Source organism: Brevundimonas sp. EU05-FHT14B11, from assembly GCF_058790835.1.
In genome coordinates this window covers 1-17,586 of record NZ_JBYTCY010000001.1, presented here as the reverse complement: position 1 = coordinate 17,586, position 17,586 = coordinate 1, and the positions used below count along the sequence as shown (strand labels likewise).

Below are 17,586 nucleotides of genomic sequence, written 5' to 3'. Positions count from 1 at the left end.
CCTACTCGCGGAGCCGCAGTCGCGCCAGCGCGGTGAAGCGCGCCGCGACAAGCGCCACCGTAGCCGCCAACAGGGGACATGGCGAGAGGATCAGCACGTCGGTCCAGGCTACCGGCAGGGCGGGCGACAGGCCCTCGCTGCCGCCCAGCAGCCGCAGGGCCGAGGCCGCTCCCATGGCCGCCAGCGCGCCCGCCGCGCCCGCGCCCGCCGCCAGCAGGCCGTAGCGGCGCTGGTACAGTCCCGCGATGCGTTCGTCCGAGGCGCCGTTCAGGCTCAGGGTCTCGATCACCGCCGCCTGGGCCGCCATCCCGGCGCGGGTCGCATAGGCCACCGCCGCGCCCGCCGCGCCCGCCGTCAGCAGGAAGGCCAGGGCCGCCAGAACCGTGATCAGGCCCGCCGACCGCTCCGCCTCGCCGCGCCACAGGCTGTGATCGTCGACCGTGGCGTCCACCCCCGCCTGGGCCAGGGCGCGGCTCAGGCTGACGGCGCTGGCCGGAGCGTCGCGGTCCAGCCGGACGGTGACCAGATAGGGCAGGGGCAGGTCGGGCAGGACGGCGTCGCCGATCCAGGGCCGCAGCAGGGCCTCGGCGGTCTTGCGGTCCATGGCCTCGGCCTCCTCGACGCCCGTGACCCCCGCCAGGGTCTCGGCGGCGCGGGCGGCGGCGGCGTCGCCGGTCTCGCCCACGCGCGGGCGCACCTGCACCGTCGCCTCGGCCCGCAGAGCCCGGGCCCAGCCGTGCGCCGCCCGATCCGCGGCCAGGGCCCCCACGGCGGACAGGCAGGCCAGGAAGCACAGCACGGCGATCACCGCGGCCAGCCAGGGCTCTCCGCCCGTGTCGCGGGGCAGGATGGGCGTGCGTCGGGGGAACCAACGGTCGATCATGCGGCGCCTCCGGTCAGCCGACCGCTGTCCAGCGTCAACACCGTCGCCCCGGACCGCGCGGCCAGATCGGCGTCATGGCTGGCGATCAGGACGGTGGTCCCCAGCCGGTTCATAGACTGGAACAGCTTCAGCAGCCGCCCGGCCATGACGGCGTCGACATTGCCGGTCGGCTCGTCGGCCACGATCAATTCCGGCCCCGTCACCACGGCGCGGGCGATGGCCAGGCGCTGCTTCTCCCCGCCCGACAGGGCCGGGGGCCGCGCGTCCAGCTTCTCGCCCAGCCCGACCCATTCCAGCATCTCGTGGACATTGTCGGCGTAGTCGGCGGTCTTCGCCCCCGCCAGCCGCAGCGGCAGGGCCACATTCTCCCAGGCGCTGAGGTGGTCCAGCAGACGGAAGTCCTGGAAGATCACGCCCATCCGGCGACGGAAGGCGGGCAGGTCCGCGCGCCGCGCCGTCCCCGCCTCCTCGCCGAACAGCTCCAGCGACCCGGACTGTGGCTGTTCGGCCAGCGTCAGCAGCTTCAACAGCGTCGTCTTTCCCGCGCCCGACGGCCCGGTAAGGAAGTGGAAAGAGCCGGCAGGCAAAGTCAGGTTAACGTCCCGCAGCACGCCGGGCGTCTCCACGTAGCCGAAACCCACCCCGCGAAGGCGGACGGTGGCGGGCGACGAGGCGGCATCGGCGGCGCGACGGGGCTGGACGGACATCGAATTCTGGATCGGGACGCGGCTGGGCCGCGACGGGAGGGGGCGAAGAGCCTCGCAGTCGGCGCACATGATACTGACCTGCCCGTCCTGCGCCACCAGCTATTTCACCCCGGACGATGCGATCGGGGCGAACGGCCGCACCGTGCGCTGCAAGACCTGCAAACACACCTGGCGCGCCACCCTGGACGAGCCCCTGGAACTGTCCGCGGCCATGCCTGAGGAGCCGTCCAGCTTCGCCCGCCACGACGACTCCACCGCCGAATCACTGGCCGAGACCCCGGCCCCCGAACTGCCCAAGGCCTTCCGCGCCCGCGCCGAGCAGCAGCGCCGCCTGCGCCGCGCCGCCACCCACGGGGTGGTCTGGGCGGGCGTGGCCTCCGGTTTCGCCGCCCTGCTGGGCGCCGCCTGGCTGTTCCGGGTCGATGTGGTCGAGATGGCTCCGCGCACCGCGGCGGCCTACGCCGCCGTCGGCCTGACCGTGAACCCCACCGGGCTGGACTTCGAAGCCGTCACGGCCCGCCCCCTGCCCAATGATCCGGGCAAGGTCCTGGTCTCCGGCGCCCTGCGGAACGTGCGGGACAACGAGCGGATCGCCCCGCCGGTCCGCGTCGCCCTGCTGGACGCTCACGGCGCGGAGATCGGCTACGCCATCGTCGATATCGACGCCGCCCCGGTCCTGCCCGGCAAGGTGCAGGGCTTCGCCGCCGTCATTCCCGACCCCGGCGCGCGCGGCCAGGGCATCGACGTCGACTTCGTGCTGGAGCCCGCGCCCAGGGCCGCCCCGGCCCATGTGGAGGCGGCGCCCGCGCCCGCCCATCCGCCTCTCCGGCCGCCCCCTCCCGCCGCGCCCGCGTCCGCGCACGGTCCGGCGGCGCACACGATTCCGGTCTCCGCCGATGTCGGCCTGCGTCCGGCCCTGACGCCCGGGGCGACGGTCCCGCTGGACATGCGTCCGGTCGACGCCGTGCCGCTGGCGATGGAAGACGGCGCGCCCCCTCTCGACTCGCACGCCCCGAGGGCGGTATCGGCGGGACATGGCTGACACCACACCGACGACGCCCACCGTGCTGCTCCCCGAGGCGGAGGTGCAGCGCATCGTCGCCGACCTCGCTACGCAGATCGCCCCCGTCATCGACGACGAGACCGTCGCCGCCGTCCTGCTGACCGGCGGGCTGTGGTTCGCCGCCGACCTGACCCGCGCCCTGTCGCGGCTGGGTCGCAACGTCCGCTTCGACGCCCTGTGGCTGGCCTCCTACGGCGATGAGCAGTCCAGCCGGGGTCGGATCGACGTCTATGCCGACTTCCAGCGTTCCATCGAGGGCCGCCGCGTCCTCATCGTCGACGACGTCTTCGACACGGGCCTGTCTCTGGCCGAGGCGGTTCGCATCGCGAAGGCGAAGGGGGCGTCGGAGGTCCTGACGGTCGTCTTCGCCAAGAAGCCCTGGCCTCTGCCCCGCGCGCCCGAGCCCGACTTCGTCGGCTGGGAGGCGCCGAACCGGTTCCTGGTCGGGTATGGGCTGGACCACGCGGGCGCACTGCGCGGGCTGCCGGACGTGTGTGCGCTGGATTGAAGGCAGGTAGGCAGTAGGACGGGGGTATCAGGTCTGGGCTCGAAGTCCCTACTGCCTATGCCTACCTACCTACTGCCCTCTTCAAAGCCATTCCGCCTTCGGCTCGCGCGCCCACATTTCGTCGTAGCTCGGACGCGGCCTTACGACTGCCCAGCGCTCGCCGTCCACCAGCACCTCCGCCACCAGCGGCCGCGAGTTGTATTCGCTCGACAGCACCGCCCCGTAGGCGCCGGCGCTGAGGAAGGCGACCAGGTCCCCCGCCTGCAGCGGCGCCAGCATCCGGTCGCGTGCGAAGATGTCCGTCGACTCGCAGATCGGTCCCACGAGGTCATAAAGCCCCGCCTCGCCCTGGCGCGGCTGGACCGGCACCAGATCGTGGAAGGCGTCGTACAATGCGGGCCGCATCAGGTCGTTCATCCCGGCGTCCAGCACCAGGAAACGGCGCCCATCCGCGCGCTCATTGACCTGGATCACCCGGCTGACCAGCACGCCCGCGTTGGCGGCCAGCAGGCGACCGGGCTCGAAGGCCGCCTCGACCTCCAGCCCGTCCAGCACGCGGGCGCACATGGCCGCATAGTCGGCGATGGACGGCAGGTCCGTCTGACCGTGATAGGGCACGCCCAGCCCGCCGCCGAGGTCCAGCCGCGTCACGGCGCAGCCCCGGGCGCGCAGCGTCTCCACCACGCCGCGGATGGTGCGGAAGGCCGCCTCCATCGGGGCCAGGTCGGTGATCTGGCTGCCGATATGGCAGGCCAGGCCGACCGGCGTCACATGGGCCGAGGCGGTGGCGCGGACATAGAGGGCGATGGCCTCCTCGACCGGCACGCCGAACTTGTCCGTCGCCCCGCCGGTGGTGATCTTGGCGTGGCCGCCCGCGCCGATGTTCGGATTGACCCGCACGGCGATGGCGGGCGCGGCGTCCTTCGCCGCCGCGACTGCGATCAGCCGGTCCAGCTCGGCGCCGCTCTCGACATTGATCTGGCGCACGCCGGTCTCGATGGCGAAGGCCAGTTCGGCGTCGGTCTTGCCCACGCCCGAGAAGATGATCCGGTCCGCCGGAATGCCCGCCGCCAGCGCGCGGCGGATCTCGCCCTCCGACACCGTGTCCGCGCCGCAGCCCAGCTTCGCCAGCGTCGCCAGCACCGACAGGTTGGAATTGGCCTTCACCGCGAAGGCGATCAGGGCCCCATCCTTGCTGGAACCGCCCAGCGCATCGCGATGCGCGTCCACCGCCTGGCGCAGCAGATTGTAGTGCCGGGTCAGGGTGGCGGTCGAATAGACATAGACCGGGGTGCCGACGGCTTCGGCGATCTCGGACAGGGGCGCGCCTTCGGCGTGCAGCGCGCCGTCGATCAGGTCGAAATGGTTCAATTCGCTATCCGGGGAGGATCAGCGCGGGCTGTTGCCGGCGCCGTCGAAGGGGGTCGAGCCGGGACCGCCGTCGATCGGCAGCTCGCGGTTCGGGCGGTTGACCGTGGCGGGCTCCGGCAGGCCGGGCGCGCGGCCGCTGCGTTCGCTACGCTCGGTCTTCTTGGCGGGCGGGGCGTCCAGATCGGCCATGCGGCCGCAGGCCGAGGCGGAGACCGCGATCAGGGCGGCGACGCCCGCGAGAACCAGCTTTTTCATGAAATCCCCTAGAGACGCATCTTCCATTCGGCGACCCGCGTCCGGACCTGATCCGGCGCGGTTCCCCCGAAGCTTTGGCGGCTGGCGCAGGAGGCCTCAGGCGAGAGCACCTTGTACACCCCTTCCGTCACGCCGGGATGCAGCTTCTGCAATTCTTCCAGCGGCAGTTGCGACAGGCCCACGCCCAGGGCCTCGGCCCGCTTCACCGCCGCGCCGGTGACGTGGTGCGCCTGGCGGAACGGCAGGTTCAGCTCGCGCACCAGCCAGTCGGCCAGGTCGGTCGCGGTCGAGAAGCCGGCGCCGGCCGCCGCGGCCATCCGCTCCGTGTTCGGAATCAGGGCCGCGACCATGGCCGTCATGGCGCCCAGCGCCAGGTCCAGGGCGTCGAAGGCCTCGAACACCGGCGGCTTGTCCTCCTGCATGTCCTTCGAATAGGCCAGCGGCAGGCCCTTCATCACCGTCGACAGGGCCACGAACGAGCCGATGATCCGCCCCGTCTTGGCGCGCACCAGTTCGGCGGCGTCCGGATTACGCTTCTGCGGCATGATCGACGAGCCGGTGGTCAGGTCGTCGGGCAGGCTGGCGAAACCGAACATCGGCGTCATCCAGATCACGATCTCCTCGGCCAGCCGCGACAGGTGTCCGGCGGTGATCGAGGCGGCTGCCAGGCTTTCCAGCGCGAAGTCGCGGTCCGACACGGCGTCCAGCGAATTGGCCATGGGCCGGTCGAAGCCCAGCGTTGAGGCCGTCATGTGCCGGTCGATGGGGAAGGGCGATCCGGCCAGGGCCGCGGCGCCCAGCGGGTTCTCGTTCATGCGCGCGCGGGCGTCGGCGAAGCGCCAGGCGTCCCGCCCGAACATCTCGACATAGGCCATCAGGTGATGGCCCAGGGTCACCGGCTGGGCGGTCTGCAGATGGGTGAAGCCGGGCATCAGGTCGCCGGCGTGCTGTTCGGCCCGGGCCAGCAGGGCCTTCTGCAGGCCCTTCAGCTGCACCACCTGCCGGTCGCAGGCGTCGCGCACCCACAGGCGGAAGTCCGTCGCCACCTGGTCGTTGCGGCTGCGCGCGGTGTGCAGCCGGCCCGAGGGTTCGCCGATCAGCTCGGCCAGCCGGGCCTCCACATTCATGTGGATGTCCTCGAACTGGTCGCGGAACGGGAAGCTGCCGTCTCGGATCTCGCTCTCGATGGCGTCCAGCCCGCCCAGGATGGCGTCGGCGTCCGCCTGCTGAATGATCCCCTGCGCCGCCAGCATGCGGCAATGTGCGCGCGACCCGGCCAGGTCCTGGGCCCACAAACGCTGGTCCACGCCGATTGAGACGTTGATCGCCTGCATGATTTCGGCGGGTTTCGCCGAGAAGCGGCCGCCCCACATGTCTTGACCTTTCGCGCCCTGAGGGGCTTTGGTCGCGGGATCGGAGGGCGTCTGGTCGGGCATGAAGATCTCGAAGGCGATAATCGGCGCGATTGCGGGCGTGCTGCTGATCGGCGTGATCGGCGGCGCGGCGCTGCTATACGCCAAACCCGGCCTGATCGACAAAGCCGCAACGCCCGAACCCGCCGCGAAAAGCGAACTGGCCCGTTTCGCGACGGGCTCCATCGCCCGGCTGGAGACCCCGGCGGCGCTCGAAGACGCTCCGGTCTATGTGTTCAAGACCCGTGAGGGCGCCGATACGCGCCTGTCCGACTTCCGCGGCAAGGTCGTGGTGGTGAACCTGTGGGCCATGTGGTGCGCGCCCTGCCGCACGGAGATGCCGACCCTGGCCCGGCTGGCCGAAAGCTACGTCGGCAAGGACGTGGTCGTCCTGCCGATCAACGTCGACGCCACGCCGGACGCCATCGCCGACGCCAGGAGCTTCATCGACGTGCACGAGCCCCTGCCGATGTACAGCGATCCGAAATTCCAGCTGCCCTTCGAACTGCCGGGCAAGGGCAAGATGCCCCAGACCGTCCTGCTGGATCGCCAGGGGAAGATCCGGGCCTATTTCTCGGGCGAGGCCGACTGGGCCAGCCCCGAAGCCAAGGCGCTGATCGACGCCCTGCTGGCGGAGCCGGCCTGAGGCGTCAGTTGCCGCGGTTGTCGCGGGCCGTCTCGGCCTTCTGGTCGTCCGCCTTTTCCGCCAGCTTGTCGGTGGCCTCGTCCACTTCCTGAGCCGCCTCCTGCGCCCCGGCCGAGATGGCCGAGCCGACCTGCGCGGCTTCTTCCTTGAGCGCCGATCCGGCTTCCTGCGCCGCCTGGCCGGTATCGGCGGCGGCTTCGTTGGCATCGGCCTGGGCGTCGTCCTGCTCCGCCTGGGTGCAGGCCGCGGCGCCCAGCGACAGGGCGGCGACGGCGGTCAGGGCGGCGATACGGATGCGCATGGGATGTGTCCTCCAGCGTTGAACCTGAGCGGTTAACGCCGCGCCGCCCCGACCGGTTGCCGATGTGGCTATCAGGCGGCCGGAACGTCCAGCGACGCCATGTCGATGACGAAGCGGTAGCGGACGTCGGACTTCTCCATTCGGTCGAAGGCGTGGTTGATCTCGTCCATCCGGATCATCTCGACGTCGGGCAGGATGTTCTTCTCGGCGCAGAAATCGAGCATCTCCTGCGTCTCGCGGATGCCGCCGATGGGCGAGCCGGAGACCCGGCGGCGCGCCAGCAGCAGCGGCAGGGTCGACATCTCCTCCATCGGGCCCAGCTGGCCGACGATGACCAGGGTCCCGTCGATGTCGAGCAGCGGCATATAGGGGTTGAGGTCGTGCTTGACCGGCACGGTGTCGATGATCAGGTCCAGGCTGTTCGCCGCCGCCCTCATCGCCTTGGCGTCGCTCGACACCAGCAGTTCGTGCGCCCCCAGTTCCTTGGCGTCGGCCTCCTTGTCGGCCGAGCGGCTCAGCACGACGACATGGGCGCCCAGGCCCACGGCCAGCTTAACCGCCATGTGGCCGAGGCCGCCCAGGCCGATGACGCCGACGCGGCTGCCTTCCTTGACGCCCCAGGTCTTCAGCGGCGACCAGGTCGTGATGCCGGCGCACAGCAGGGGCGCGGCCGCGGCCGGATCGAGGCCTTCCGGCATCCGCAGCACGAACTCCTCGCGCACCACCAGGGCCTTGGAATAGCCGCCGTAGGTCGGCTCGCCCGTGATCCGGTCCTTGCCGTTGTAGGTCTGGGTGTTGCCGTGGCGGCAGAGCTGCTCCTCGCCCTTGTCGCACTGGTCGCAGTGCTGGCAGCTGTCGACCATGCAGCCGACGGCGACGCGGTCGCCTTCCTTGAATTTCTTCACGTCAGGCCCGACGGCGGTGACGACGCCGACGATCTCGTGGCCCGGCACGACCGGATAGGACGACCAGCCCCAGTCGTTGCGCGCCTGGTGCAGGTCCGAGTGGCAGACGCCGCAGTACTGGATCTCCATCTGCACGTCGTTGCCGCGCAGCTCGCGGCGGTCGAACTCCCACGGAGCCAGCGGCGAGGTCGTGGACTGGGCGGCGTAACCGATGGTCTTCATGGGGGCGATCTCTCAGCAGCGGACACGGAGCCGGCGGCGCGCCGTCTCCGTCGATGACGGCAAGATAGGCCGCGCGGGCGGCGGCGAGTAGACGCTATGATCGGCATGAACCTATGAACGGAGTTCATCAATGAAGCGGGACGAACTGGGCGACCTGGCCGCCTTCATGGCCGTGGCCGAGGAGCGCAGCTTCACCAAGGCGGCCTCCCGGCTGGGCACGTCCCAGTCCGCGCTCAGCCACACCGTCCGCCGGCTGGAGACCCGGCTGGGCCTGCGCCTGCTGACGCGCACCACCCGCAGCGTCTCGCCGACCGAGGCGGGCGAGCGCCTGCTGCAGACCCTGCGCCCCGCCTTCGCCGACATCGAGACCCGCATCGAGGCCCTGGGCGAGCTGCGCGACAAACCGGCGGGCACCATCCGCATCAACACCGGCGAACACGCGGCCCACACCATCCTGTGGCCCGCGCTGGAGCGCTTCATGCCCCTGTATCCGGATGTGAAGGTCGAGATCACGACCGAGCTGGGCTACGCCGACATCGTCGAGCGCCGCTTCGACGCCGGGGTCCGCCTGGGCGAGCAGGTGGCCCGCGACATGGTCGCCGTCCCCATCGGCCCGGACGTCAACATGGTGGTCTGCGGCGCGCCGTCATGGTTCGCCGCCCATCCGAAGCCGGTGACGCCGCACGACCTCAACGACCACGCCTGCATCAACCTGCGCCTGCCGACCCGCGGCGGCCTCTACGCCTGGGAGTTCGAGAAGGACGGCCGCCAGCTGAACGTCCGCGTCGACGGCCCGCTGATCTTCAACGACATGGTCCTGGTCCAGAAGGCGGCCGAGGCGGGCATGGGCCTGGCCTTCCTGATGGCCGACGTCGCCGCCCCCGCCATCGCCGAGGGCCGCCTGATCCCGGTGCTGGAGGACTGGCGTCCACCCTTCCCGGGGTATCACCTCTATTATCCCAGCCGCCGCCAGCCGACCCCGGCCTTCAGCCTGCTGGTCGAGGCTTTGCGGTATCGCGGTTAGTTTATTTTCATCCGGCTGAAACTTGGCGGCAGCCTCATGCGTCTGAACGGCATGAACAATCTCCGGACCGCCCCCGAAGTCCGCCGCGAGATGGCCGCCCTGATCGCCGACGCCGTCGCCGAGCCCGACGACGACCGCCGCCGCGCCCTGCTGGTGCTGGCCGATCACTGGGCGGATATGCTGCGGCGGCGGGTGGGGGCAAGGGCGGCTACGCCTCACTGACGCTGGCCGGCGGACATTGGATCGCTGTCCGGTGCAGGCTTTGAGGACACAGGGAAATGGTGGCTGGAGGCCGGCTTTGGGAGTGGAGGACGCGCTAAGCGTCGAGGATGCGAAAAACGTGGATACGGACTGGCTTAGTCGTGCCGTCGTCCTTGAACTTGCTCTCCAAAATGGCCTCGACCTGAGGCTCATGCATTTCTGCCAGCGCGTCGGGATCTACCCCAGGCGCCAACCGGAGTGGCAAGCGCTTCGTTTTAAGCTCGTCCGTTTCAGCCCAAGCCGCCCAGCCCCGGTCTGATTTGTCCCGGTCGGTTGCTCGAATATGGAGGACGCACCTAGCCAAGTGGACCGGTACGATATCGTCCTCCAACTCGGCGAGCGCGATCGCCGTCGGAAAATCTGCGACCGCTTCGGCGCTGACTTCTGGGACGCCCCGCGGTTGGATTCGGCCGTTGCCATTCCGCTTGGCCGGGCGAAACACGTCCACCGTTGCGCGTTGCACGGAGGCGAGTTTGTTGCCGATCGCCTTATTGACCGCCGCGACTACCTCGGCCGGCGATCGGCCCAATTGAGTCGCCGCCAAGTCGATGTAGACGTTATGGTCGCCGACGATGGAGACGGGTGTTTTTGGCTCGCTGCCTTTGCGGCCCTTTCCGAACATCGCCGTAGCCCCAGTGTAAAGCGCCACCATAAACAGGACCGTCAGGATGGTGTCGTATCGATCTGGGACTGGAATGCCGGTCATAGCCTCAAACACCGCTGGTACCTCGACCTCGAGGTCCTTCTGAAAAGCGACGAACAGGGCGACATAGAACGCTTCCCGCAGTGAGCTCTTCTCTACCCTGTCGAGGAGTATTTTCCTATCTTCAATCGTCAGGCCCGGGATCAGGTTCTCGAGAGCGTCGATTGCGATCGGCAAGAGCCTTTCGTGCGCAATAAGCGTCGCGGCGATGTCGCTCAGAGAAACATCGTGGCTGTCGGGGTAATAGAGTTCGTGAGGTAGTTGGATCGTCTGCAACAGCCCCTCCCCAGAGACGGTTGCAGCTAGCCAGCAACCGGGGCGGGAGTCAAAGCGCTCGACTCCGCGAACGGCGTTCCGTAGCGTGAGCCGGTAATCTGGCTTTGAATGGGGGATGAGATGGCAAGCACGTGTACCACTTGCTCAGGGTCGGGATCGATCGTTCAGCAAATGCCTCGTCCATGTGGGGGCTGTGGTGGGTCAGGTCGGAACTACGCGGGGCAAATCTGCATAAGCTGCAATGGCTCGCGGACATATCCGTCTAATGAGCGTGTGTCCTGCCCGAGCTGCTACGGCCGGGGCCAGACTGGCTACTAGCCTGCTGGTATCGCAACGGATGAGGCAACGGCTTCGTTCGCGAGGCAGCCATTTTGCTGTGTGGAACCCGTCTCCTGAACGGTAGTTCTGCGCACACGCCGAGTTTCCCGCTCAGCCGTCGATCGAGTTGCGCGCGCTGGATAGCTTCCGGCGCAGCGCCGCACGATCACGATCATGTCGGCCGGCCGCTTGCCGGGCTTTTCGCTCCAGCATCTCCCGCGCCTCGTCCAGCTTGGTCTCCTCCGCCTGCCAAGCCAGGTCCAGTGCGGCGAGATCAGCCTCCAGCTTCTTAACCTTCGCCTTCTGGGCCGCCGTCGGGCCGGTCGGCTTGCGACGTTTGCGAGCGGGGCTGACTTTCCCGACATCGATGGCTTCCCCCCGGCGTATGACCTCCCCCGGAGAGGTCATTGCGGCCTCATAGTCGGGACCCGAAGTTACCTCGCGCGCATATCCGGACTTGAACAGGTCCTGTTCCACACCCCAGGCCGCCAGCGCCTTGGCGCGCGAACTGACCGCCACCGGATGGGCGTGAAAACCGTCCGACCAGGTGAAGACCTTCAATCGCGGCGCCATCAGAATGCCTCCAGCCAACGAAGCGTGAGCGATGCTCCGGGCGGCCGGTTCCCGGCAGCCTTCTTTCTCAGCTGGAGAGATCCCGCTTTGCAGGGCGCACTCAGTTGAACACCGCGCGAACATCCGCCGGGACTATTCCGGGACTTCCCTCCCAGAGGGTCCCGAAATGACCCGTTTTGTTCTCATCCCTCGGCCTTCACGTCACGCTTGCGAGGGATGGAAATTATTGATTTAAAACGGAAAAGTGGTGGCTGGAGGCGGGCTCGAACCGCCGACCTGTGGGTTATGAATCCACCGCTCTAACCAGCTGAGCTACCCAGCCCCAATTGACGATCGTGTCACTCGAGTCCCGGCGGGAACTGGTTTGTCCGCCGGAGAAGAGGCGTGCCTATAGACACAGGCGGGGGCGGGATCAAGTCGCTCTCGAACGGGGCGATGCGCCGCATCCCCGTGACGCCGGAAGCGGGGAACGGTAACGGTCGCGGCGTCGTTTCGCCGCCGACCGATTTCCCGGGAGTCTGACCATGCGCCTGCCCGCCCTCGCCGCCGCCGTTTCCGCCCTGACCCTCGCCGCCGCCTGCGGCGCCAACGGCCAGGACGAGCCCGCCGCCGCCCAGAATAGTGGAGGGGCCGGCGGCCCGCTGGAGACCCGCCCCGCGAACGGGGCCAGCCAGTCGCCGGCCTTCCCCGGCCAGACCCGCGCCCCCGGCGTGCGCACCGAGGCGGCCCTGACCCATGCCGTGGTCGCGTCCGGACTGGATCACCCATGGGGCCTGGCCCTGCTGCCGGACGGCCGCTGGCTGGTGACCGAGAAGCCCGGCCGCCTGCGCATCGTCACCGCCGAGGGCCAGGTGAGCGAACCCATCGCGGGCCTGCCCGCCGTCGACGCGCGCGGGCAGGGCGGTCTGCTGGATGTCATCGTCGGCCCGACCTTCGGGCAGGACCGGCTGATCTACTGGAGCTACGCCGAGCCGCGGGAGGGCGGCAACGCCACCGCCGTGGCGCGCGGCCGCCTGTCGGACGACGGGGCTCGCGTGGAGAACGTTCAGGTCATCTTCCACGCCTCGCCGACCTATGACGGCGACAAGCATTTCGGCTCGTCCCTGGCCTTCGCTCCCGACGGCAAGCTGTTCATCACCCTGGGCGAGCGCTCGGACAAGCCGATGCGGCCGCAGGCCCAGGACCTGGGCTCGCACATGGGCAAGACCATCCGCATCAACGCCGACGGGACCGTGCCGTCCGACAATCCCTTCGTGGGCCGCGCGGGCGCCCTGCCGGAAATCTGGTCGCTGGGCCACCGCAACATGCAGGGCGTCGCCATCGCCCCGAACGGCGACGTCTGGACGGTCGAGCACGGCACCCGGGGCGGCGACGAGATCAACCTGGACCGGGCGGGCGTCAACTACGGCTGGCCGGTCATCGCCTATGGCGTCGAATATGCGGGCGGGGCGATCAACGAGGGCGTCACCGCCCGCGAGGGGCTGGAACAGCCCGTCTACTACTGGGACCCGGTCATCGCGCCGGGCGGCATGGCCTTCTACCAGGGCGCCATGTTCCCCGGCTGGCGCGGCGACCTGCTGGTCGCGGGCCTGAAGGAGAAGCGCATCTCGCGCCTGGTGCTCCGGAACAACCGCGTGGTCGGCGAGGAGTATCTGCTGACCGACCTGGGCGAGCGGGTCCGCGACGTGGCCGTCGGGCCGGACGGCGCCGTCTGGGCCGTCACCGACGAGGCGAACGGCAAGCTGGTCCGGCTGTCGAAGCGCTAGGCCGGCATCCGGAAGGTGAAGCGGGTCTCGGTCTCGTCCGAGGCCACGTCGATCCGGCCGCCGTGCGCCAGCGCGATCTGCGAGGCGATGTAGAGGCCCAGGCCCAGGCCCTCGCGCACCTCGCCGGGCTTCAGCCGGCTGAACGGCTTGAACAGTTCGGCCCGCGCGCTGTCAGGGATGGGCGCCCCGGTGTTGGCGACGGACAGGACAAAGTCTTCATCGTCGATATCGGCTCGTACGGACACCGGACCCGACGGATCGCCGTGGCTCAACGCGTTGCCCAGCAGGTTGGACAGCAGCTGACCGATGCGGTCGGGGTCGCAGGCCACGGCCCGGTCCAAGGTCAGCTCGGTCCGGATCACGCGGGCGGCGTGGCCGGAGCGCAGTTCGCCGATCACCTGCTCCAGCACCGGCTCCATCCGCACCCGGCGTCGCGGCGCCACCGGCAGGCCGCCGCCCAGGCGGCCGCGGGCGAAGTCCAGCACGTCGTTGATCAGCCGGCTCATGCGCCGGCCGCTGTCCTGCATCTGGTCGACGATGCCCAGGGCCTGATCGCTGAGCGGTGTCTTGCGCAGCAGCGCCGCTCCCGCCTGGACGGCGGCCAGCGGATTGCGCAGATCGTGGCCCAGCACGGCGATGAACTGGTCCCGCAGTTCGGCGGCGTCGCGCTCGTCCAGCAGGGCGGCCTCGGACCGGGCCAGCCGATCCTCGGCGTCCATCTGCACCGAGATCAGCTGGGCGAACAGGCGGAAGGTCTCCACCGTCTCCGGCTTGGAGGCGTTGTGCGGGTTCGGATCGATGGCGCACAGGGTGCCGAAGAAGCTGCCGTCCGACCGTATGATCGGCATGGAGATGTAGCTTTGCAGGCCGTAGGTCCGGGGCGTGTGGTGGTCGGCGTACAGCGGGTTTTCCGCGGCGTGGTCGAAGACGATCACCTCGCGGCTGTCGCGGACCTCGTCGCACAGGGTGGTTTTCACGGGCAGCTCGCCGCCCACGCCCAGGCCGAAGCCGATCTCGTCGCGCACGGCGCAGGCGATCCAGCGATCCTCGGTGACCCGGGCCACGGCCGCATAGCCCATGCCCGTGATACGGCAGCAGACCTCGAGGATGGACGGCACGGCGTCTATGCGCGCGATCGCCGCCGCCTCATCCAGCAGCGGGTCGTTCTGTACGCCGCCGGACGTGGGTTTCGCTGACATTTCCAGACTATAGCCGCGCTTCCACGCGGCTGGCGAATCCGGTCTTCAGTCGCGCAGCAGCTCGTTCACGCCGGTCTTGGCCCGGGTCTGGGCGTCGACGCGCTTGACGATGACGGCGCAGTACAGGCTCGGTCCGCCGTTCGGATCGGGCAGGCTGCCCGGCACCACGACCGAATAGGCCGGGACTTCGCCGCGGAAGACCTCGCCGGTCGCCCGGTCGATGATCTTGGTCGAGGCGGACAGATAGACGCCCATGGCCAGGACGGCGCCCTCGCGCACGATCACGCCCTCGGCCACCTCGGCGCGGGCGCCGATGAAACAGCCGTCCTCGATGATGGTCGGATTGGCCTGCAGGGGTTCCAGCACGCCGCCGATGCCGGCGCCGCCGGACAGGTGCACGTTCTTGCCGATCTGGGCGCAGGAGCCGACGGTGGCCCAGGCGTCGACCATCGAGCCTTCGTCCACATAGGCGCCGATGTTCACGAACGACGGCATCAGCACCACGTTCCTGGCGATATAGGCGCCTTGGCGGGCCACGGCGCCCGGGACGGCGCGGAAGCCGGCCTTCTCGAAATGCGCCTCGGTCCAGTGGGCCCATTTGACCGGCACCTTGTCCCAGTAAGGACCCGGCGTCGGGTCGCTGACGCCCATGGTCGCCCCGATCGGCGCGCCCATGCGGACGTTGGGATTGAGCCGGAAGGACAGCAGCACCGCCTTCTTCAGCCACTGATGGGTCGTCCAGACGCCGTCGTCACCGCGCGAGGCGACGCGGGCCGCGCCCGAGTCCAGCAGGGCCAGGGCCTGTTCGACGGCGTGGCGGACCTCGCCGTGGGTGTTGACGGACACCTCGGCCCGGTCGTCCCAGGCGGCCTCGATGACGGCTTCCAGTTGGGCGCGGTCGGTCACGGGCGTGTCTCCTCGGGGAACAGGTCGGTCAGGAAGTTCAGCAGATCGGGCGCGATATGGTCGATGTGCGGACCCAGCGGGCGGCCGTGGCCGTCGCCGATCAGGACCGTGCGCATGCCCAGCGCCTTGCCCGGCGCCAGGTTCTGCGGCGTGTCCTCGAAGAAGACCGCCGAGGCCGGGTCGATGTCGAACGCGTCCAACAGCCGGCGGAAGGTCGCGGGCGCGGGCTTGGGCACCAGGTCCATGTCCTCGATGGCGAAGACGCCGTCGAAGCGGTCGGTGATCCCGATCCGCGCCAGCACCCGGTCCGCATGGAAGCGGGCGCCGTTGGTGAAGACGAATTTCCGTCCGGGCAGCCGGTCCAGCATGTCGGCCAGCGTGGGATTGGGCTCCAGCGAGTCCAGCGGCACGTCGTGGACGTCGCGCAGGAAATGCTCGGGATCGACGGCGTAGTTGGCCATCAGCCCGGCCAGGCTGGTGCCGTACTCATGCAGGAACGACTTCTGAAGGACCAGCGCCTCGTCCTTGGGCAGGCCGACGGCGTCGATGATGAAGGCGTTGATGCGCGCCTGCACCAGGGCCATCACCCCCTGTTCCTTCGGATACAGGGTGTCGTCCATGTCGAAGATCCAGCTCCCGACGCCCGACCAGTCGTCGGCGTTCGGAACCGCGGTCAGGGCCTCCGCGGCTTGGGTCACCCGGCTTTCACCAGGGTGCCGGCGCCGTATTCAGTGAACAGCTCGACCAGCATGGCGTGGGGGCGGCGGCCGTCCAGGATGACCACGGCCTCGACCCCGGCGCGCACGGCGGCCATGGCGGTCTGCAGCTTGGGGATCATGCCGCCGGTGGCGACGCCTTCCTCGATCAGGCGCGAAGCCTCGCCGACGGTCATCTGGCGGATGATGTCGCCGTCCGCACCCTTCACGCCGGGCACGTCGGTCAGCAGCAGCATGCGCTTGGCCTTCAGCTCGCCGGCGATGGCGCCGGCGATGGTGTCGGCGTTCACATTATAGGTCTGGCCGTCCTCGGCGACGCCGATGGGGGCGATGACGGGCACCCAGTCGTCCGTTTCCGAGGCGATCAGGCCCCGGATCAGCTTGGCGTCGACCTTGGTCGGGTCGCCGACGAAGCCGAGGTCGACCTCATGCTCGATCATGCTGTCCGGGTCGCGCTTCTTGCGGGAGGTCTTCTTGACGGTCAGCAGGCCGGCGTCCTTGCCCGACAGGCCGATGCCGCGCACGTCGGCCTCCTTGCCCGCCATGGTGATCCAGTGGGCGATTTCCTTGTTCACCGCGCCGGACAGGACCATTTCGGCCACCGCCATGGTGTCGGCGTCGGTGACGCGCAGGCCGTCGACGAAGTTCGACTTCACCCCGGCCTTGTCCAGCATGGCGCTGATCTGCGGACCGCCGCCGTGCACCACCACCGGGTTCACGCCCATCAGCTTGAGCAGGACCACGTCGGCGGCGAACTGCTTGGCCACGGCGGTTTCGCCCATGGCGTGGCCGCCGTACTTTATGACTACGGTCTCGCGGTCATAGACCTGGATATAGGGCAGGGCCTCCGCCAGCGTCTTCGCTGTGGCCCAGCCGCGTTCCTCGGATTGCCGTTCGGTCTCGTCCATCGTGAGCGGCTCCCTAAAGCCAAGCCCGCGGCCTGTCATCATGAAACCGGACCCGGCGCGGGCCGTTCCGCTCTTTATGAACGAGCATGAGATCGATGATCGCGACCTGACGCCGACCAGTCCGGTCGATCCGGCATCGCTGCAGCACCCGGATGCGACCCTGTGTCCGGAGTGCCAGGGGGCGGGCGCCACGGCGTCGGGCGAGACCTGTCCGGTGTGCGAGGGCACGGGAAAGGCTACCGGCCGCACCGGCGGCGGCTGAGATATCCCGTCTGCGCGGCCTGATTATCCGCTGACGGATGGTTCTGTTGTCGGGTCGTTCATCGTTCGCAACCTCCCCCGGCGGAAAGATCATTCAGCCCTGTAACTTGTCGGTCACGCTGAACATTGTTCTGTCACGCACTGTCTCGACCTTGGCGGATGGGGCTGTTATGAAAGCTTAGCGGCGCTCCTTTTTGCACCGCACTGAATTCATCCTGGCTGCGGAGGGCATCCACCAATGCGCGTTAAGACTTTCATTCTGGCGTCGAGCGCCGCCGGGGCCCTCGCCCTGTCGGCCGGTGTCGCCGCGGCTGAGCCGAACGGCTGGTACGGGGCGATCGACGCCGGGTACCACACCATCGACGACCTGGAACTGGTGTCGCAAAACGCCGGTCCGCAATT

Annotated in this window: 20 protein-coding genes and 1 tRNA gene; 7 read left to right on the top strand and 14 right to left on the bottom strand. The window is 69.2% G+C overall.

All coding sequences use genetic code 11. From position 1 onward, the window contains the following. Position 1 precedes the first annotated feature (1 nt). Together AC3WRV_RS00105 and AC3WRV_RS00100 are read right to left on the bottom strand one after the other, a co-directional pair. Entirely contained in the window at positions 2–883 is an 882-nt protein-coding gene (locus AC3WRV_RS00105) for a cell division protein FtsX (RefSeq protein ID WP_492311701.1), read from the bottom strand. Further along, positions 880–1,590, bottom strand: coding sequence for a cell division ATP-binding protein FtsE (locus AC3WRV_RS00100; protein ID WP_492311700.1), 711 nt, complete (start codon positions 1,588–1,590; stop codon positions 880–882). The genes AC3WRV_RS00105 and AC3WRV_RS00100 overlap by 4 nt, the downstream gene beginning before the upstream one ends. Before the next feature lie 67 nt (positions 1,591–1,657). On the opposite strand from AC3WRV_RS00100, the gene AC3WRV_RS00095 reads away from it, so the two are divergent. Continuing rightward, positions 1,658–2,632 carry an MJ0042-type zinc finger domain-containing protein gene (locus tag AC3WRV_RS00095; RefSeq protein ID WP_492311699.1) on the top strand — a complete coding sequence of 325 codons (975 nt, stop codon included), beginning with the start codon at positions 1,658–1,660 and terminating at the stop codon, positions 2,630–2,632. After that, a complete protein-coding gene (locus AC3WRV_RS00090; protein ID WP_492311698.1) occupies positions 2,625–3,161 on the top strand; it encodes a phosphoribosyltransferase in 537 nt (178 codons plus the stop codon). The genes AC3WRV_RS00095 and AC3WRV_RS00090 overlap by 8 nt, the downstream gene beginning before the upstream one ends. An 81-nt stretch (positions 3,162–3,242) precedes the next feature. On the opposite strand, the gene lysA is transcribed toward AC3WRV_RS00090, so the two are convergent. Genes lysA through argH form a run of 3 tightly spaced genes read right to left on the bottom strand, consistent with a single transcriptional unit; the run spans position 3,243 to position 6,223 of the window. After that, positions 3,243–4,532: a diaminopimelate decarboxylase gene (lysA, locus tag AC3WRV_RS00085; protein ID WP_492311697.1), complete on the bottom strand. Its 1,290-nt coding sequence runs from the start codon at positions 4,530–4,532 to the stop codon at positions 3,243–3,245. 18 nt (positions 4,533–4,550) lie between these two features. Continuing rightward, complete coding sequence (locus AC3WRV_RS00080) at positions 4,551–4,787, bottom strand: hypothetical protein (RefSeq protein ID WP_291835186.1); 237 nt, start codon at positions 4,785–4,787, stop codon at positions 4,551–4,553. Between the two features lie 8 nt (positions 4,788–4,795). Next, complete coding sequence (gene argH, locus AC3WRV_RS00075) at positions 4,796–6,223, bottom strand: argininosuccinate lyase (RefSeq protein ID WP_492311696.1); 1,428 nt, start codon at positions 6,221–6,223, stop codon at positions 4,796–4,798. On the opposite strand from argH, the gene AC3WRV_RS00070 reads away from it, so the two are divergent. Further along, on the top strand, positions 6,222–6,845 hold the full coding sequence (locus AC3WRV_RS00070) for a TlpA family protein disulfide reductase (RefSeq protein ID WP_291836868.1): 624 nt from the start codon (positions 6,222–6,224) through the stop codon (positions 6,843–6,845). The genes argH and AC3WRV_RS00070 overlap by 2 nt on opposite strands. A 4-nt stretch (positions 6,846–6,849) precedes the next feature. On the opposite strand, the gene AC3WRV_RS00065 is transcribed toward AC3WRV_RS00070, so the two are convergent. Together AC3WRV_RS00065 and AC3WRV_RS00060 are read right to left on the bottom strand one after the other, a co-directional pair. Further along, positions 6,850–7,146, bottom strand: a complete 297-nt coding sequence (locus AC3WRV_RS00065) for a hypothetical protein (RefSeq protein WP_291836866.1) — start codon at positions 7,144–7,146, stop codon at positions 6,850–6,852. 71 nt (positions 7,147–7,217) lie between these two features. After that, the gene (locus AC3WRV_RS00060; protein ID WP_492311695.1) at positions 7,218–8,273 is read right to left on the bottom strand and encodes an NAD(P)-dependent alcohol dehydrogenase; all 1,056 of its coding nucleotides are present in this window, start codon (positions 8,271–8,273) and stop codon (positions 7,218–7,220) included. Between the two features lie 130 nt (positions 8,274–8,403). Between AC3WRV_RS00060 and AC3WRV_RS00055 the strand changes: the two genes are divergently transcribed. After that, a complete protein-coding gene (locus tag AC3WRV_RS00055) occupies positions 8,404–9,297 on the top strand; it encodes a LysR family transcriptional regulator (protein ID WP_492311694.1) in 894 nt (297 codons plus the stop codon). 36 nt (positions 9,298–9,333) lie between these two features. Further along, positions 9,334–9,519 carry a hypothetical protein gene (locus tag AC3WRV_RS00050; RefSeq protein ID WP_492311693.1) on the top strand — a complete coding sequence of 62 codons (186 nt, stop codon included), beginning with the start codon at positions 9,334–9,336 and terminating at the stop codon, positions 9,517–9,519. A 94-nt stretch (positions 9,520–9,613) separates the two neighbouring features. Here AC3WRV_RS00050 and AC3WRV_RS00045 read toward each other — a convergent pair whose 3' ends face one another. The 3 genes from AC3WRV_RS00045 to AC3WRV_RS00035 form a co-directional block, all read right to left on the bottom strand. Further along, a complete protein-coding gene (locus AC3WRV_RS00045) occupies positions 9,614–10,537 on the bottom strand; it encodes a hypothetical protein (RefSeq protein WP_492311692.1) in 924 nt (307 codons plus the stop codon). A 429-nt stretch (positions 10,538–10,966) separates the two neighbouring features. Next, positions 10,967–11,428 (bottom strand): hypothetical protein, encoded by a 462-nt coding sequence (locus AC3WRV_RS00040; RefSeq protein WP_492311691.1) that lies wholly within the window; start codon positions 11,426–11,428, stop codon positions 10,967–10,969. Positions 11,429–11,673: 245 nt separating this feature from the next. After that, positions 11,674–11,750: transfer RNA gene (locus AC3WRV_RS00035), tRNA-Met, on the bottom strand. 202 nt (positions 11,751–11,952) lie between these two features. On the opposite strand from AC3WRV_RS00035, the gene AC3WRV_RS00030 reads away from it, so the two are divergent. Beyond that, complete coding sequence (locus AC3WRV_RS00030; protein WP_492311690.1) at positions 11,953–13,194, top strand: PQQ-dependent sugar dehydrogenase; 1,242 nt, start codon at positions 11,953–11,955, stop codon at positions 13,192–13,194. Here the strand turns inward: AC3WRV_RS00030 and AC3WRV_RS00025 are convergent. The 4 genes from AC3WRV_RS00025 to argB are packed head-to-tail and all read right to left on the bottom strand — an operon-like array spanning position 13,191 to position 16,923. After that, positions 13,191–14,393, bottom strand: a complete 1,203-nt coding sequence (locus AC3WRV_RS00025; RefSeq protein WP_492311689.1) for a GAF domain-containing sensor histidine kinase — start codon at positions 14,391–14,393, stop codon at positions 13,191–13,193. The genes AC3WRV_RS00030 and AC3WRV_RS00025 overlap by 4 nt on opposite strands. Before the next feature lie 45 nt (positions 14,394–14,438). Further along, positions 14,439–15,299 carry a 2,3,4,5-tetrahydropyridine-2,6-dicarboxylate N-succinyltransferase gene (dapD, locus tag AC3WRV_RS00020; RefSeq protein WP_492311688.1) on the bottom strand — a complete coding sequence of 287 codons (861 nt, stop codon included), beginning with the start codon at positions 15,297–15,299 and terminating at the stop codon, positions 14,439–14,441. Continuing rightward, entirely contained in the window at positions 15,296–15,997 is a 702-nt protein-coding gene (locus AC3WRV_RS00015; RefSeq protein WP_492311687.1) for a pyrimidine 5'-nucleotidase, read from the bottom strand. Before AC3WRV_RS00015 ends, dapD begins: the two co-directional genes overlap by 4 nt. After that, positions 15,994–16,923, bottom strand: a complete 930-nt coding sequence (gene argB, locus AC3WRV_RS00010) for an acetylglutamate kinase (protein ID WP_492311686.1) — start codon at positions 16,921–16,923, stop codon at positions 15,994–15,996. Before argB ends, AC3WRV_RS00015 begins: the two co-directional genes overlap by 4 nt. 40 nt (positions 16,924–16,963) lie before the next feature. Between argB and AC3WRV_RS00005 the strand changes: the two genes are divergently transcribed. Then, the gene (locus AC3WRV_RS00005; protein WP_492311685.1) at positions 16,964–17,185 is read left to right on the top strand and encodes a hypothetical protein; all 222 of its coding nucleotides are present in this window, start codon (positions 16,964–16,966) and stop codon (positions 17,183–17,185) included. Positions 17,186–17,586 lie beyond the last annotated feature (401 nt).